At 41.0% G+C, this 16,329-nt stretch carries 17 protein-coding genes; 8 read left to right on the forward strand and 9 right to left on the reverse strand.

Annotation, left to right across the window (positions count from 1 at the left end):
- Nucleotides 1-285 precede the first annotated feature (285 nt).
- The gene (mdh, locus tag ACN0T8_RS07360; RefSeq protein WP_417879991.1) at nucleotides 286-1,221 is read left to right on the forward strand and encodes a malate dehydrogenase; all 936 of its coding nucleotides are present in this window, start codon (nucleotides 286-288) and stop codon (nucleotides 1,219-1,221) included.
- A 115-nt stretch (nucleotides 1,222-1,336) separates the two neighbouring features.
- Here mdh and ispB read toward each other — a convergent pair whose 3' ends face one another.
- Entirely contained in the window at nucleotides 1,337-2,308 is a 972-nt protein-coding gene (ispB, locus tag ACN0T8_RS07365; RefSeq protein ID WP_417879992.1) for an octaprenyl diphosphate synthase, read from the reverse strand.
- A gap of 273 nt (nucleotides 2,309-2,581) precedes the next feature.
- On the opposite strand from ispB, the gene rplU reads away from it, so the two are divergent.
- From rplU to folA, 6 genes are all read left to right on the forward strand, one after another.
- Entirely contained in the window at nucleotides 2,582-2,893 is a 312-nt protein-coding gene (gene rplU / locus ACN0T8_RS07370) for a 50S ribosomal protein L21 (RefSeq protein WP_089122172.1), read from the forward strand.
- A gap of 21 nt (nucleotides 2,894-2,914) precedes the next feature.
- Complete coding sequence (gene rpmA / locus ACN0T8_RS07375; protein ID WP_017026335.1) at nucleotides 2,915-3,172, forward strand: 50S ribosomal protein L27; 258 nt, start codon at nucleotides 2,915-2,917, stop codon at nucleotides 3,170-3,172.
- A gap of 204 nt (nucleotides 3,173-3,376) precedes the next feature.
- The gene (gene cgtA / locus ACN0T8_RS07380; protein WP_417879993.1) at nucleotides 3,377-4,546 is read left to right on the forward strand and encodes an Obg family GTPase CgtA; all 1,170 of its coding nucleotides are present in this window, start codon (nucleotides 3,377-3,379) and stop codon (nucleotides 4,544-4,546) included.
- Between the two features lie 172 nt (nucleotides 4,547-4,718).
- The gene (locus ACN0T8_RS07385; protein ID WP_417880130.1) at nucleotides 4,719-5,486 is read left to right on the forward strand and encodes a threonine/serine ThrE exporter family protein; all 768 of its coding nucleotides are present in this window, start codon (nucleotides 4,719-4,721) and stop codon (nucleotides 5,484-5,486) included.
- A complete protein-coding gene (locus ACN0T8_RS07390) occupies nucleotides 5,468-5,950 on the forward strand; it encodes a threonine/serine exporter family protein (protein ID WP_417879994.1) in 483 nt (160 codons plus the stop codon). The genes ACN0T8_RS07385 and ACN0T8_RS07390 overlap by 19 nt, the downstream gene beginning before the upstream one ends.
- Nucleotides 5,951-5,962: 12 nt before the next feature.
- A complete protein-coding gene (folA, locus tag ACN0T8_RS07395) occupies nucleotides 5,963-6,445 on the forward strand; it encodes a type 3 dihydrofolate reductase (protein WP_417879995.1) in 483 nt (160 codons plus the stop codon).
- Nucleotides 6,446-6,591: 146 nt separating this feature from the next.
- Here folA and ACN0T8_RS07400 read toward each other — a convergent pair whose 3' ends face one another.
- The 6 genes from ACN0T8_RS07400 to lptD form a co-directional block, all read right to left on the reverse strand.
- On the reverse strand, nucleotides 6,592-7,404 hold the full coding sequence (locus ACN0T8_RS07400; protein ID WP_417879996.1) for a symmetrical bis(5'-nucleosyl)-tetraphosphatase: 813 nt from the start codon (nucleotides 7,402-7,404) through the stop codon (nucleotides 6,592-6,594).
- Nucleotides 7,405-7,414: 10 nt separating this feature from the next.
- On the reverse strand, nucleotides 7,415-7,795 hold the full coding sequence (apaG, locus tag ACN0T8_RS07405) for a Co2+/Mg2+ efflux protein ApaG (RefSeq protein ID WP_417880131.1): 381 nt from the start codon (nucleotides 7,793-7,795) through the stop codon (nucleotides 7,415-7,417).
- A gap of 108 nt (nucleotides 7,796-7,903) precedes the next feature.
- Nucleotides 7,904-8,710: a 16S rRNA (adenine(1518)-N(6)/adenine(1519)-N(6))-dimethyltransferase RsmA gene (gene rsmA, locus ACN0T8_RS07410; protein WP_417879997.1), complete on the reverse strand. Its 807-nt coding sequence runs from the start codon at nucleotides 8,708-8,710 to the stop codon at nucleotides 7,904-7,906.
- Nucleotides 8,707-9,729, reverse strand: coding sequence for a 4-hydroxythreonine-4-phosphate dehydrogenase PdxA (gene pdxA, locus ACN0T8_RS07415; protein ID WP_417880132.1), 1,023 nt, complete (start codon nucleotides 9,727-9,729; stop codon nucleotides 8,707-8,709). The genes rsmA and pdxA overlap by 4 nt, the downstream gene beginning before the upstream one ends.
- 14 nt (nucleotides 9,730-9,743) lie before the next feature.
- Nucleotides 9,744-11,039, reverse strand: coding sequence for a peptidylprolyl isomerase SurA (gene surA / locus ACN0T8_RS07420; protein WP_417879998.1), 1,296 nt, complete (start codon nucleotides 11,037-11,039; stop codon nucleotides 9,744-9,746).
- 82 nt (nucleotides 11,040-11,121) lie between these two features.
- Nucleotides 11,122-13,434, reverse strand: a complete 2,313-nt coding sequence (gene lptD, locus ACN0T8_RS07425; protein ID WP_417879999.1) for an LPS assembly protein LptD — start codon at nucleotides 13,432-13,434, stop codon at nucleotides 11,122-11,124.
- A gap of 459 nt (nucleotides 13,435-13,893) precedes the next feature.
- Here lptD and djlA point away from each other — a divergent pair, with 459 nt between their 5' ends.
- A complete protein-coding gene (gene djlA, locus ACN0T8_RS07430) occupies nucleotides 13,894-14,736 on the forward strand; it encodes a co-chaperone DjlA (protein WP_417880000.1) in 843 nt (280 codons plus the stop codon).
- 18 nt (nucleotides 14,737-14,754) lie between these two features.
- Here the strand turns inward: djlA and ACN0T8_RS07435 are convergent, their stop codons facing one another.
- On the reverse strand, nucleotides 14,755-15,534 hold the full coding sequence (locus ACN0T8_RS07435) for a DUF547 domain-containing protein (protein WP_417880133.1): 780 nt from the start codon (nucleotides 15,532-15,534) through the stop codon (nucleotides 14,755-14,757).
- Between the two features lie 168 nt (nucleotides 15,535-15,702).
- A complete protein-coding gene (gene leuD, locus ACN0T8_RS07440; protein WP_417880001.1) occupies nucleotides 15,703-16,323 on the reverse strand; it encodes a 3-isopropylmalate dehydratase small subunit in 621 nt (206 codons plus the stop codon).
- Nucleotides 16,324-16,329 lie beyond the last annotated feature (6 nt).

The raw sequence follows: 16,329 nt of genomic DNA on the forward strand, positions 1-16,329 counted from the left end.
AAGGTTGTGACCATTATGTTAACTTTTTACTCGTCAGGATTGTTAAAATTAGGTGGATTGAGCTTTAGCTTTTAATTTTAGTTATTGAATTTATATATGATTTTATAAGGGATGAGTTCAATATCGCAAAGCTGATGTTGAATAATTGTAATTATAATCGAGTTATTGTACTTTCGAAGGTATTAAGATTAGGCCCTATAAATTTCTAGGGAGTGTCGTTCCAACTCCTTAAACTCAGACCTAAATAATGTAAAAAATAATCAAATTTTCGAAGGAGAAAGGCTCATGAAAGTAGCTGTAATTGGTGCTGCTGGTGGTATTGGTCAAGCACTTGCTTTATTGCTGAAAAACGGACTTCCTGCAGGATCAGATCTTGCTTTATACGATATCGCTCCGGTGACACCAGGGGTTGCAGCTGATTTAAGTCACATCCCAACACCTGTTTCGATCAAAGGTTATGCTGGTGAAGATCCAACACCAGCATTAGAAGGTGCCGACGTGGTACTAATTTCTGCTGGTGTTGCTCGTAAACCAGGTATGGATCGCTCGGATCTTTTCAATGTCAATGCTGGGATTATTAAATCTCTCGCTGAAAAAATTGCTAATACTTGCCCAACTGCGTGTGTTGGTATTATTACTAACCCAGTTAATACAACAGTGCCAATTGCCGCTGAAGTATTGAAAAAAGCGGGTGTTTACAATAAGAACCGCTTATTTGGTATTACTACACTCGATGTGATTCGTTCTGAAACTTTTGTTTCTGAATTGAAAGGTGTTTCACTTGATGGTTTAGAAGTTCCGGTTATCGGTGGTCATTCTGGTGTGACGATCCTACCTCTACTTTCTCAAGTAAAAGGTGTGAAATTCTCTGATGATGAGCTAGCTTCTTTAACTAAGCGTATTCAAAACGCAGGTACAGAAGTCGTAGAAGCTAAAGCGGGCGGTGGTTCTGCAACGCTTTCTATGGGACAAGCAGCTTACCGTTTTGGTGTGTCTTTAGTGAAAGCACTGAACGGCGAGCAAGGCATTGTAGAATGTGCTTACGTCGAAGGTGATGGTGAGCATGCACGTTTCTTCGCGCAACCTATTCGTTTAGGTAAAGAAGGTGTAGAAGAAATTCTAAGCTTTGGTGAGCTAAGTGCATTTGAACAACAAGCGTTTGATAGCATGCTAGATACATTGAAATCAGATATTGCTCTAGGTGAAGAGTTCGCGAAGTAAGTAGGCGAATCTCCTTTCTCGAAAGCTCGTTTCTTGAAAAAGAGACGAGCTTTTTTTATTTTCGATAAACGAGTAGCGAAGCGAACGAGAAGCTTTGCGTTCGAGCTTCGGAAATCTATTTTGTCCTTCTAACCGCCATGTGCGCAAGAGTAACAAGAGCTTGTTTGTAGTCTGACTCTGGAATAATCGCCAGTTCTGCAATGGCTTTATCGGCTTCTTCTTCTGCACGTTGTGTTGTGTATTCGAGTGAACCCGTTTCATGCATAGCTGCCATAATAGCGTCTAGTTTTTCCATGCCATTCGAGCGTTCAATTGCATCGCGGATCATAGAAGCTTGTTCTGGTGTACCGTTTTGCATTGCATACAGTAGAGGTAAGGTAGGCTTGCCTTCTGCAAGATCATCGCCAACGTTTTTACCCATTTCTTTACCATCAGATGTGTAATCCATCACATCATCAATTAACTGGAAAGCGGTGCCTAAGAACTTACCGTAATTTTGTAATGCGACTTCGGTTTCTTGTGGCGCATCAACTAACAAAGCCCCAATTTGAGTTGCGGCTTCAAATAGACGTGCTGTTTTCGAATAGATCACTTGCATGTAGCTTTCTTCGGTAGTGTTCGGATCGTTGCAATTCATTAATTGTTGAACTTCACCCTCGGCAATCACGTTTACCGCATCACTCATTAACTTGAGGATCTTTAAAGATCCTAGGCTAGTCATCATTTGGAAAGAGCGAGTATAAATGTAGTCACCGACCAGAACGCTAGCGGCATTACCAAAGGCAGCATTAGCGGTTTCTTTACCACGACGCATATCCGATTCATCGACTACATCATCATGTAGTAATGTGGCGGTGTGGATAAATTCTACAAACGCAGCAGCAGTGATATGTTCTTGCCCTTGATAACCTAAAGCCTTGGCTGATAGTAACGCTAAAAGAGGGCGCAGGCGTTTGCCTCCACCACTAACAATGTAGAAACCGAGTTGATTAATAAGGCTAACTTCTGAATTCAATTGTGCATGAATGGTTTCATTCACTTTTATCATGTCGTCGGCAGTGAGTGCCTGGATAGCTTTAAAATCCATTGTTCTTCCAGCTGAGAATAGGGCGTGCTAGGCCTAAATTTAAAAAATAATCATGGATTCTACACTAAAAAACATTGATAAACACGAGTGTAAACGGCATCATTAGCGCACTTTAATCAGGCGATGATCTTTTCGCCATTTTTTTTAATATTTATCTTGTCAAAGGCCAAGCTCTCAAGTAGAATCTGCGCCCTATTGATGACAAGTTTAAGCGCACACCTGATATGTTTAAAATAACTAACATGATGCTGTGCGGAAAAAGCGGAGTAAAATATGTACGCTGTTTTCCAATCTGGTGGTAAACAACACCGTGTAAGCGAAGGTCAAACTCTTCGTTTAGAAAAATTGGACGTAGAAACTGGCGCAAACGTTGAGTTTGATTCAGTTCTTATGGTTGCTAATGGTGAAGAAATCACTATTGGTGCACCTCTGGTTGCTGGCGGTAAAGTAACTGCGGAAGTAGTTAAGCACGGTCGTGGCGATAAAGTAAAAATCGTTAAGTTCCGTCGTCGTAAGCATTCTCGTAAGCAAATGGGCCACCGTCAGTGGTTCACTGAAGTCAAAATTACTGGCATCAGCGCTTAATTTAACTAAGGAGAAGCTAACATGGCACATAAAAAAGCTGGTGGTTCTACTAATAACGGTCGCGACTCAGAAAGCAAACGCCTAGGTGTTAAGCGTTTTGGTGGTGAATCTGTTCTAGCTGGTAACATCATTGTTCGTCAACGTGGTACTAAATTCCACGCTGGAACGAATGTTGGTATCGGTAAAGACCATACTCTATTTGCTTTATCTGAAGGTAAAGTTAAATTTGAAGTTAAAGGTCCTAAGAACCGTAAGTTTGTAAGCATCGAAACTGCATAAGTTTCTGTTTACTATTGAATTCAAAGCCCTGCCTTTATGGCGGGGTTTTTTATTTATAGCAAAGTTATATAATAGACCCTAGACCCTAGACCCTAGACCCTAGACCATAGACCCTAGACCCTAGACCCTAGACCCTAGAGTTGGGATTTACAGTCTGTGGTCTACACTCATAATAACTTGCCAATAATGCAGGTGGAGTAGCAAATGAAGTTCGTTGATGAATCAACCATAAAAGTAGAAGCTGGCGATGGCGGTAATGGCGTTGTTAGTTTCTGGCGTGAAAAATTTGTTGAAAAAGGCGGTCCTGACGGCGGTGATGGTGGTGATGGCGGTGATGTTTACATGCAAGCCGACGAAAACCTCAATACACTAGTTGATTACCGTTTTGAACGTTTCCATAAAGCGGAACGCGGTAAAAATGGTAGTGGTGGTAACTGTACGGGTAAACGTGGTGCAGATAAAACTATCAAAGTACCAGTTGGAACTCGCGCAATTGATATCCATACCAATGAAGTGGTAGCAGAAGTAACCGAACATGGCCAAAAAATCATGATCGCGAAAGGCGGTTGGCATGGTTTAGGTAACCAACGTTTTAAATCTTCGGTTAACCGTGCACCGCGTCAAAAGACCATGGGCACTAAAGGTGAAGTGCGTGAGTTGCGTCTAGAGCTATTGTTGCTTGCTGATGTTGGTATGCTGGGTTTGCCAAATGCGGGTAAATCCACCTTCATTCGTGCTGTGTCTGCGGCGAAGCCTAAAGTGGCGGATTATCCATTTACGACCTTGATTCCGAGTTTAGGTGTGGTTAGAGCAGGCTCTGAACGTAGCTTTGTGATTGCTGATATTCCTGGTTTAATTGAAGGTGCCGCGGATGGTGCCGGTCTTGGTGTTCGATTCCTAAAACACTTAGAGCGCTGTCGTGTGCTATTGCATATGATTGATCTACTGCCGATTGATGGTTCAGATCCAATTGAAAATGCACTGACGATCATTGATGAGCTTGAGCAATACAGTGAAAAGGTTGCAGCTAAACCTCGTTGGTTGATCTTTAACAAAGTCGATCTTCTGCCAGAAGAGGAAGTGGATGAAAAGATCCAACAAATCATCGATGCATTGGGTTGGGATGGCCATTACGCTAAGATCTCTGCTTCTAATCAATTAGGTACCAAAGAACTCGCTTTTCAATTAGCTGAGTTTATGGAAACACTGCCTAAAGAAGAACAAGTGGTTGAAGAAGAAGAGAAAGTCGACTTTAAGTGGGATGATTACCATAAAGATGCCATGAGCGGTAAAGATGTCATTACCGAAGAGTGGGATGACGATGATTGGGATGATGACGAAGATGATGGCCATGTTATCTACGTTCGTGACTAATTTGTATAATCGATAGATATATAAGCTGTGATTCTTTAAGGATCACAGCTTTTTTTTATCCTAAATCATGCTATTGAGGAGCGTTTTAGTGCACAATTTAAGCATGTAGATAAGCTGAAAATTCTTATTTTCAGCACAGGCTAATTATCAATGGATTGATGAGAATATAATGATGGATGAAAAACAACGAATAATTACTCGGATGATTATTCAAGCAGGCCAAATGCTGCTTGCACATGGCGCTGAAAGCACTTTAGTCGGAGACTTAACTCGTAGGTTAGGCCTTGCAAGTGGAATGACGGATGTTGAGGTGTCAATGTCAGCAAGTTCATTAGTAGTAACCACTGTTATGAATGAACATTGTATTACTACTGCTCGCCGTTGTCCTGATCGTGGCATCAATATGAAGGTGGTTACAGAAGTTCAGCAAATCTGTATTATGCTAGAGCGTAAAATTATTGATTACCGATTAGCGCTCCATAAACTCGAACAAATTAAGCCCGTTAGGTATAACCGTTGGCTGGTCCTACTTATGATTGGCTTATCTTGTGCTGCATTCGCTCGTTTAGCGGGTGGGGATGTAATGATATGTGCGATTACCTTTATCGCATCCTGTTGTGGAATGTTTGTTCGGCAAGAAGTGGGTCATCGTAATTTTAATCCACTCGTTAATTTTGCAGTGACGGCATTTGTGACCACAGTCATTTCTTCTCAAGCAGTTATCCATCAATTAGGTAATGCTCCATTTACTGCCATGGCATCTTCAGTTCTGATGCTAGTGCCTGGTTTTCCTTTGATTAATTCCGTGGCGGATATGTTGAAAGGTTATATCAACATGGGAATTGCTCGATTTTTCATGGCAAGTTTATTGACCTTTGCTACCTGCTTAGGAATCGTGGCTGCAATGACAGTAACGGGGACATGGGTATGGGTGAGATAATGGATTTTTTGATTGCTTTACTTACTGATATGTCTCTTGCCGCGATTCCTGCCGTGGGGTTTGCTTTGGTATTTAATGTTCCGGTTAGAGCTCTAAAATATTGTGCTTTGGGAGGAGCGATTGGGCATGGAATTCGATTTGTACTGATGACGTATAATATACCTATTGAATGGGCAACATTTTTTGCAGCAACGATAGTAAGTATGGTTGGAGTTCATTGGTCACATCGTTTTTTAGCGCACCCAAAAGTCTTTACTGTTGCCGCTATGATTCCGATGGTACCGGGAGTTTATGCATTTAAAGCGATGATCGCTCTAGTTGAAATAAACCAAAATGGCTATGATGTACAATTATTTAGTATTTTGATCGATAACTTTTTACAAGCCATGTTTATCATTGCTGGATTAGCAATTGGCCTTGCAATGCCAGGTTTGTTATTTTATCGAAGACGATCCATTGTTTAAAAAGGACGAAATGTGAAGATTAGCATGATTGTTGCGATGGCAAATAATCGTATTATCGGTAAAGATAATCAAATGCCATGGCACTTACCCGCCGACTTTGCTTGGTTTAAACGCTGCACGATGGGAAAGCCAATCGTAATGGGGCGTAAGACCTATGAATCGATTGGACGACCACTGCCGGGACGTTTAAATATTGTGATTTCAAGAGATGCTTCGCTCTTTATTGAAGGTGTTACTACTGTAACTAGTGTTGAGCAAGCCAAACAAGTCGCTGGTGATGCTGATGAATTGATGATTATCGGTGGCGGCACTATCTATGCTTTCTGTTTGCCTCAAGCCGATTGTCTTTACTTAACCTTTATCGATGCGGATATTGATGGTGATACTCAATTTCCAGATTGGGGAGATAATTGGAAAATTGTTGAACAAGAAGAATATCTTAAAGATGATAAGAATGCCTACAACATGCGCTTTGAGTGTTTAGAAAAGATTTGATGATCGGATGAAAAGCTCGTCGGCTATGCTCTGGCCTTCGTGGTGATGAGTGGTTGAGTATTCAGTTAATGGAAGAAATCCCACATCTACATAAACTGATTGCTCTGGCGCTAAATTTGATCAGTAAGTCGCGATAAATGGGGGCATTATTGTAGACTGGCTTGAGTAAACATTTGTTTATCTTCCCAGCGCAACATAGACAAATGTTCTCCCCACACGCAACCAGTATCTAGTCCTATCACATTTGCTTCATCATCATGACAGCCCATTAGCGCTGCCCAATGGCCAAAAATGACGGTTTTATTTAATGGAATACGTTCGCTGACTTTAAACCAAGGTACTAGACTACTATTGTCGACTTTCGCCGGAGGAAGTTTGCACTCCATCTCTAATTGTCCTTGCGGATTGCAAAAGCGCATTCGAGTGAAAGCATTGATAATAAAACGATATCGCTCAATGTCTTGTAGATTATCATCCCATTGAGTCGGTTGATTGGCGTACATGTTTTTGATTAACCAAGCCCAATCATCGCTTTGTAAAATGTCACTGATTTCTTGGCTCGATTGTCTAGCCGTTGCGAGATCCCAACTAGGCGCTACTCCTGCATGACACATGACAAAGTCTTCATGTTCTGCCATTAACGGTTGTTGGCGTAGCCAGTCGATTAATTCTTGGCGATCGGTTGCTTGCAGTATTGGGAATGTTTTATCTTTAGGCTTAGCATTGAAGTAACCTAAATGCACTGCCAGTAGGTGCAGGTCATGGTTGCCGAGGATGCACTTTGCGGAATCGCCTAAGCTTTTGACAAAGCGTAATGTTTCTAGTGACTTGGGACCGCGAGCGACTAAGTCACCAGCCAACCATAGTTGATCGACTTGTGAGTTGAAATTGACTTGTTCTAATAGAGCTTGTAATTCATCAAAGCAGCCTTGGATATCACCAACTATGTAAGTCGCCACAAAACCTCGCTTAATTTAAAATATTTGGAATAGCCATGCGAAATGGCGAGACTTCAGCAAGAAATTGCTCACTTTGTTCATCGAGCATTACATAATGCCCTTGCATTACGCCGAGTGGGGTTTCTAAAGCGGTACCACTGGTATAAGTATACTCTTGCATCGGCTCAATCACGGGTTGCTCACCGACCACACCATCGCCTTCAATGGTTAACTGTTTGCCGTTAGCATCGGTAATTAACCAACGCCGGCTGATTAGTTGAACAGGCTTCTGGCTGAGATTACGAATGGTAATGGTATAAGCAAAGATATAGCGATTTTTTTCAGGTTGAGACTGTTCTTCTACATAACGAGTATGAACTTGGCAAGTAATGCTTGGTGATTGTTGTTGAATCACAAATGTCTCCTATCCTTAGAGCTTTAAATAATAAGAGCACTTTATTGTGCTCTTATTATTTAGTGAAAATTGAAGCTTATACTCAGGTCATTTGGGTATAGTCAGTTACTTATCTTTGGCATCAAGGTGGTTTGCTAGAGAAACAAACTGCACTAAAGTCAAGTTCTCAGGACGCACACTTGGGTTTATATCAAGTTGCTCTAACTCTTCCGCTGACACTAAGTTCTTAAAGCAGTTTCTAACTGTTTTACGGCGTTGATTAAAACCTTCGCGACATACGCGATCTAACCATTTCAAGCTAGTGGCTGGGTGAGGTAATACTTCATAAGGCATCAATCGTACGACCGCTGAATCCACTTTCGGTGGCGGTATAAATGCAGTTGGTGGGACTTCAAGCACCGGCATGACTTTACAAAAGTACTGAGCCATCACGGTTAAACGACCGTAAGCTTTTGAACCTGGACCTGCCGCCAGACGGTTAACCACTTCTTTTTGCAACATAAAGTGCATGTCTTGAATGTCTTTATGAAATTCAAACAAGTGGAACATCAATGGGGTTGAGATGTTGTAAGGCAAGTTACCGAAAATACGCAGCTTATTATTTGGCTTCACTAATTCATTGAAGTCAAAGCGCATGGCATCGCCTTCATGAATGGTTAATTTGCTAGATAACTCTGGATGATTTCTTAAGCGCTCAGCCAGATCTCGGTCAAGTTCGATAACCGTTAATTTATCAACTTCACGACCAACCGGTTCAGTGATTGCACCTAAGCCAGGGCCGATTTCAACCAGGTTTTGTCCTGGCAGTGGGTTTATTGCAGAAACAATACCATCAATAATATAGGGATCATTTAAAAAGTTTTGGCCAAAGCGTTTACGGGCTTTATGACCTAGATGGACATCATTACTCATTGATTACTCTCTTGTTGCTTTGATTCTGGCTGTTTTGAGCTTTCTACCAGTTGTAAAGCATGGGTGATTGCAGTTAAAAAACTGCCTATATCGGCATTCCCTGTGCCAGCTAGATCCAGTGCAGTACCATGATCAACCGAGGTACGAATAAAAGGTAACCCCAATGTAATATTGACTGAATTACCGAAGCCTTTGTATTTTAGCACGGGTAATCCTTGATCATGGTACATTGCCAATACAGTATCGGCTTTTTCTAAATATTTTTGATTGAAGATGGTATCTGCTGGTAGTGGGCCAACTAAATTCATTCCATCTTGTAGGCGCATTTTTTCTAATGTAGGCGTAATGGTTTCAATTTCTTCATGCCCTAAACAACCATCTTCACCTGCATGAGGATTAAGTCCACATACATAGATGCTTGGTTGTTCAATACCAAATTTATTGACTAAATCGGTATGTAAAATTCGAATGATACTTTCAAGGCGTTCAGAGGTCACCTCCTGGCTAACATAAGCTAAGGGAATATGGGTAGTTACAAGCGCCACTCGTAATCCTTCGGTCGCCAACATCATCACTACTAATGGTGTGTTAGAGCGTTCGGCAAAGAATTCGGTATGGCCGCTAAATGCAACGCCAGCACGATTGATTACACCTTTATGAACGGGGCCGGTTACAATGGCATCAAACTCACCCGTCATACTACCTTGGCAAGCACGCTCTAACGTTTGTAGGACATAGTGACCATTAGCTTCATTGAGTTGACCTGATACAACCGGTTGAGAAACCGCAATATGTTCAACGTATAATTGGCCTTTTTTTTGCACTTGAGCGGGTAGTGTAGAGTCGTAATCGAGGAGTTCTACTTCAACGCCAAGTTGTTCGGCACGCTCAATGAGCATTTGTTTGTCTGCGCAAATCACTAATTGATGTGGCCAATCATATTGAGATAATGCTAAGACCAGATCGGGACCAATACCCGCTGGCTCACCAGCAGTGATCACAAGACGACGAATATTTATCATTTGTTGAATGATCATTGGTTATCTTGTCCATCTTGTTGATCTAATATTTCAACATAAGCGCTGGCGCGAATTTCTTGTAGCCATGCGCCAGCTTCTTCATTGAATTTACGTTTGAATAAAATTTGATAAGCGCGGTTTTTCATTGCTGACTCCGTGCGATCGACAGTGCGACGGTCAAGTACTTTTACGATATGCCAACCATGAACCGTTTTGAATGGCTCACTGATCTGATTGACTGGTAAAGTCTCGACTTGATGTTTAAACTCAGGCACGTAAGTATCTGGTGTTTGGTAACCTAAAATGCCATCAGCTACCGCGGAACCCGTATCTTGGCTATATTGTTGAGCCAATTCGCCAAAAGTACTCTTGCCAGATTGGATTTCATCAATCAGGTGGTTAAGTTCTTTTTTTGCACCTTCATCGCTTAAAATAATTGAGGGTTTAATCAATATGTGCTGAGCATTAACTTCAGTAACTGCTACCGTTTTTAAGCCTTTTACATCGTCAATTTTCATAATGTGAAAGCCAACACCACTGCGGAATGGGCCAATGATTGCGCCTTTACCTTGAGTCGTAATTTCATCGGCAAAGATGGTCGGCATTTCTTCTTTACGCATCCATCCCCAATCACCACCTTGTAGAGCTTTTGGGCCTTTCGAATAGGTATAGGCGAGAGTCGAAAAGTCTTCACCTTGATTTAATCGTTCAATTAATTCATTAGCTTGTTGTTCTGTTGCTTCTTTATCATCACCAAAGCGCAGCTGAATTTGAGAAACTTTATATTCAACACGTTGTGTGGTTTGTTCAGCCATCATCGATGCCAGAGTATCAACTTCAGAGGGTGAAATATTCACTCGACGACGAACTTGAGCATTACGAGCTTCACTGATGGCTATTTCTTTACGAATTTGCTCACGAAATACTGGGTAAGTGATGCCTTGTTGTTGTAGCGAAGCTCTTAATTGTTCCAAGCTCTGATTGTTATCTTTAGCAATACCCTCAATCGCTTGATCTAGACGTTGGTCATCAATTTGAATGCCCATACGTTTAGCTTCTTGTAATTGAATTTCATCTAAAACTAATTTTTCAAGGACCTGTTCATGTAGAGTGTCACTATCAGGAAGTGATTGGCTTTTATCTTGTGCGTTGGCTCGTACTGTTTTTATCGCAGTGTCTACATCCGTTTGTAAAATAACACCATTGTTAACTATTGCCACCACATGGTTGAGAGGTTGAGGGGCAGACAGTACTGTTGAGGCCGTAAACAGACTCATTATTCCAAGTAATGTGGGAATCCATGTCTTCATTTTTGATATCCAATAAGTACAACAAATTAAGTACAGTAAATGAGTAAGCTTGTCATACTATCATGACAGGCTTATCGGTTCATTAGTCAGCAAGGCTAAATGGTCGACCATAACCAAGTGAGTTGCCACCGTCGCTGTAGGTTACCCCAGCACTTTGGCCTAAGCCTTTAATGCCAATGTTTAAGCTAACTTTTGATTCGTATTCAGGTCCAGGCTCAGGATACACCGTATCAAGGTAAACATTTCCTGGTGACATTTGGTGACGAGAGTATGTCAAACCTAAGAACCAGCAATCATCGTTATAAGTGACGCCGACTAAACTCTCTAACATGTAGTCTTCAGTTAGATCATGGTAGTAGTTAGCCTGCACGCTCCAACGTTTCGCGACGGTAAAGCTATTAACAATGCCCGCTTGCGAGATGCCATCACGAGTGTATTTTCCGATATTATTTTGACTACCAATACTTCCAGCGTTGTCTTCAATATAACTTTTAGCAATGTAGCGATAACTTAGTTGAGTGTGGCCACCAAATGGCAGTTTGTACTCAAGAGTGCTGTTCGCCAGTTGTAACTCAGATACATCGCCATCGTACTGAACACCACCTTTAAATAACCATTTATCGTTGATGTTCCATTCATTTTCTAATGCCCAAGCAGATAAATTGGCTTCACCATTTTCAGGATTGATGTAATAGATTTGCCCTAAAGAGATATTGAAGCGTTCTTTATAATTTTCATCGTAGAAACGAGAAGTTGCACCATAACTAAGCTGGTTGGCTGGGGCGATGTAATCGACACTGCTGTATTTCATATCACGGAATAAACCGTAATAATCCAATTGCATAAGAGTTGTATCATAACCTTGATAGATATCGTCTTGATCAACTTCAGGTATGTACAAATACTGCAATCGAGGTTCAAGTGTTTGCGTGTAGCCCCCAAGCCATTTTTGACTGTTATCTAAAAATAGCGTGCCTGTCATGCGGTATTCAGGCACGGTACGACTGGCGTTTTCTTTTAAGTCAGAACTAGCGGAACTTCCATTTTTTAAATCCTGATCATAATAGGTATACATCAATTTCGCTTCAGAAGTTAATTTCCCCCACGGTGCATAGAAAGGTACCACTACGCCAGGTTCTAAATGGATACGAGTGGCATCTGGTAAGTCATCGTCATCGGTCTCAAAGCGACTAATATGGCTATTCCACTCCAGATCAATATGTGGCAGTACATCTGGTCGATGGTACTCATATTGTAGTTGTGGCATTAAGCGATAAGGTTGTGAGCTTGATAGTACTTGGAAGTCACGCACTTTTAATGTGGTATCTGAATAGTCGGTACGGTATGACACTTCGCCAGCTTGCAATAATTGACCATCTTCACGGTTACCAATATTGGAATCAAGGTCGGAAAAGTAATCATTATCACTCACGCGAGAGTAATCAACGGAAAACTTCCAATGACGATTGTAAATACCATTGTGAGAGAAGTTTAGCCCCCAACGAGAGCCTTTATCACTGTATAAATCATCATGGTGTAAATATTCAAAATCGATTGAACCGGCACCAAACCCATCTGTTAGGTATCTAAATTCATTATCAAACTGCACCCCACGTTTTTGCATGTAATTGACGGTAGTGGTCAAATCATATTGTGGGGCAATGTTGAAGTAGATTGGAACATTAATTTCTAAGCCATTTTTTGAATCATAACCACCCGACGGATAAAGGAAACCGGTTTTACGTGTGTCACCAATTGGTACGGTAATGTATGGCCAGTAAAAGACAGGGAAATCTAAGATCTCAAAGCGAGTATTGTAAAAGGTGGCTTCTTCTTCTTCGTTATCGATATCAATATTGCTGGCTTTAACACGCCATGATTTATTACCTTCAGGACAAGTCGTTAATGAGCCATCTTTCATGGTGTAGATACTTTGGCCATCTTTTAATATGTAGGTGGCTTCACCACGAGCTGGTTGGCAAAGTAATTGATACTTGGTGTCATGCAGCTCAATGCGTTCGCCTTTAAAATCAGATTTGGCTTTATGGGATGTAGATTTAATTTGCCCATCATTCATCGTCACATGACCATCAGCAACAACAGAACTTTCGCTTTGATTGAGTGTCACTTTATCAGCAGTGATTTTTTTATGGCCTTGGGTAACAATAACATCGCCTTGATATACTGCTTTATTTTTTCCTTCAGCATAAATACTATCGGCTTCGATATTGACAGTTTCTTGAGCTGGATCTGCAGAGTTTTCTTCTGGTGCGATACATTGATCTACTGGAACGGTTTCGGGCAAACTGTCACTACTACTTTCATCAGCGAAAGCAGTTGGTAGGAAGGCTGCACTTATGAGAGTGGTAAGAAAAGTGCGAGAAATTGGTAGCATGAAATAAAGTTGTCCTGTGAAATTTAGTTGTGAATGTCGTTTTTGATAATACTCATGTATACACAAAGGTTATTTACAGAAATAAGACGAAATATACACAGATTTTTATATACCCAAGTGACTTCAATATGCAGAATTCAGATCTATCATCCAAGCCTTTAGGCAAGAAAGATTGGTGAAGGAATGTAAACACCTTTCAAATCAATCTGACACTGCATAAAGTCTTGGATGAAGCTCCCGAAGGGCAAGTTAAAACAAGCTTTATACTGCGTTAAATAGAACAGAGATAGAATGACTATGATCATATTCAATTTGCCTTGCCTAAAGCTTGTTTTATTCTTGCCGAAACTCGCATCTTGAAGTTACTTGGGTATATCATATAAGAATCTTGCAAGAATCGACACTATACAGACAATAGTTAACAATAAAAATTCATAGTTTGGGATTTGGAATCAACATATGTTAGGTAAATTACTAGGTATTTTGTTTGGCTCAATGATCGGGAATATTCCTGGTGCAATCATTGGTTGCTTAATTGGTCATCAATTTGATAAGGCACGTCGTCGCCAACAAGGATTCCAATCAGCGTTTGGATCTGGCCCTTCTCAAGCGGAAAGACAAACTGAATTTTTCCAAGCTGCTTATGCCGTCATGGGGCATGTCGCGAAAGCCAAAGGTCAAGTGACCAAAGAAGAAATTCAATTAGCTTCTGTGATGATGGATCGCATGAACCTTACTGGCGAGCAGAAAAAAATTGCCCAAGAAGCATTCCGCCAAGGAAAAGAATCGAACTTTCCATTGGAAGAGACATTACGTAAAGTGCGCTTTTCTGCGGGACGTCGACGTGATTTGTTACAGTTCTTTTTAGAATTACAAATATCTGCCGCCTTTGCTGATGGCTCTCTGCATCCAAGTGAGATAAATGTCCTACAAATTGTGGCATCAGAACTTGGCTTTACCGCGCAATATTTGCAACAGCGTTTACGTATGCAAGAAGCCGCATTTCGTTTTCAACAAGGTGGCGGCTTTGGTGGTTATCAACATCAAGGTCAGCAATCAGGTGGCCAGTGGCAACAAGGACCAACCGCCTCGCAATTGGATGATGCCTATGAGTTATTAGGGGTAGATAAATCTGCTGATGCTAAGACAATCAAGCGTGCTCACCGTAAATTAATGAATGAGCACCACCCTGATAAGTTAGTTGCTAAAGGCTTACCACCAGAGATGATGGAAGTAGCTAAACAAAAAGCACAAGAAATTCAATCTGCCTATGATTTAGTCAAGAAGAATAAAGGCTTTTAATACAGTCCAGTTCCAATCTTACTTTTTATTGAGAGCCCAGTTATATTGATAGCTGGGCTTTTTGTTGGTCTGTTGTATTTCTGGCTTAAAACGAGATAAGTACTTCAACACGCCTTGCTCACCGCCAAAATCTACAGCATACCAATCATAAATAGAAGAAAGTTCAAGCTTACCATCCGTTATGTTGACACCCTTCGAGCTGCTGATGAAGTTTAACTCAGCTTGTTTGAGTAAGCTCTGAGTATTGTCTGCAGTGAAGGCTTTAGCTGATAAATTAGGGCAACCTAAACTGGCGCAATTGACCGCGTAGTGGATGCGTTTATCTTGCCAAACTGGGCGTAAGATTCGATGCTCGATATCATTTAAACTTAACTTTTGACCATTAATGGTGAGGATATCTTGATCCCACGGGCCAAACGAAAATAAGCCGCCGAGTTTAGTTATCGAAGCGATTGGGTAGTTGTCTAAAACAAGCTGAACGGTTGCTGCATTGTATAAGTTAATCCAATAAGCAAATTGCTCATTTTTATTAAATTGGCGCGGATCGAGCTTGGTTAGCATATTGAGGTAATGAAGCAAAGCTTGGCGATCGGTTAAGTTAATATGTTCGTAGTCAAACAAAGTATTCGATCCTTGTTGAATAAGATTATTATCTAATACCCGTTGCCATTCATTATGATTAATGACTTGTGAGCTAGCTGCATTGCTTTTATTCCAATAAGGCCAAAGTTCGGCTTTGGGAGCTGCATGGGAAAAGAAACTCAAACTGGCTAGCAGTATTAACCAAACGTATTTAATATTCATTTTTCAATCTCGTCATTATTATCAATAAAGAAAGAGACCTGTAGAGATACTCGGAAATTTCACATTAGGTTTTAATATAATTAAGCCCAAATACTTATTGAGTATTTGGGCTAGTTTGCTTGCGTTTTTATCTAGTTCAAAGGAAGACTAGGCAAAAACTGACTACTTTAAAAAGTTAGGAATGCTATTTTCAAATTCAGTGATTTTATCAGCATGTTGTAGCGTTAAGCCGATATTATCTAAGCCATTAAGTAAACAATGGCGACGGAATTTATCAATCTCAAAACTATATTGCTTACCGTTAGCCGACACTGTCATCGCTTCTAGATCTACCGTGATTTGTGCGCCTTCGTGGTTATGAACAAATTCGAATAACTCATCGACTTCACTCTCAGTTAAACGTACCGGAACCATTTGGTTGTTGATGGAGTTGCCGTAGAAAATATCAGCAAAACTAGGTGCGATCATCACTTGAATGCCGTAGTCGGCAAGTGCCCAAGGAGCATGTTCACGAGATGAACCACAGCCAAAGTTTTCACGGGCCAGTAAAATACTTGCACCTTGATAGCGAGGTGCGTTCATTACAAACTCAGGATTAGGCTGTTTGCCTGCATCATCTAAAAAGCGCCAGTCATGGAATAAATGCTGACCAAAGCCTAAACGAGTGACTTTTTGTAGAAACTGTTTAGGAATAATTGCATCAGTATCAATATTAGCAATATCAAGTGGCACGACTAGGCCAGTATGTTGTTGAAAACCTGTCTGTTTAGAGGCTTGAGACATAGCGTG

The sequence above is a fragment of the Vibrio sp. genome (genome assembly GCF_048266485.1).
In the GTDB taxonomy this organism is placed as follows: domain Bacteria; phylum Pseudomonadota; class Gammaproteobacteria; order Enterobacterales; family Vibrionaceae; genus Vibrio.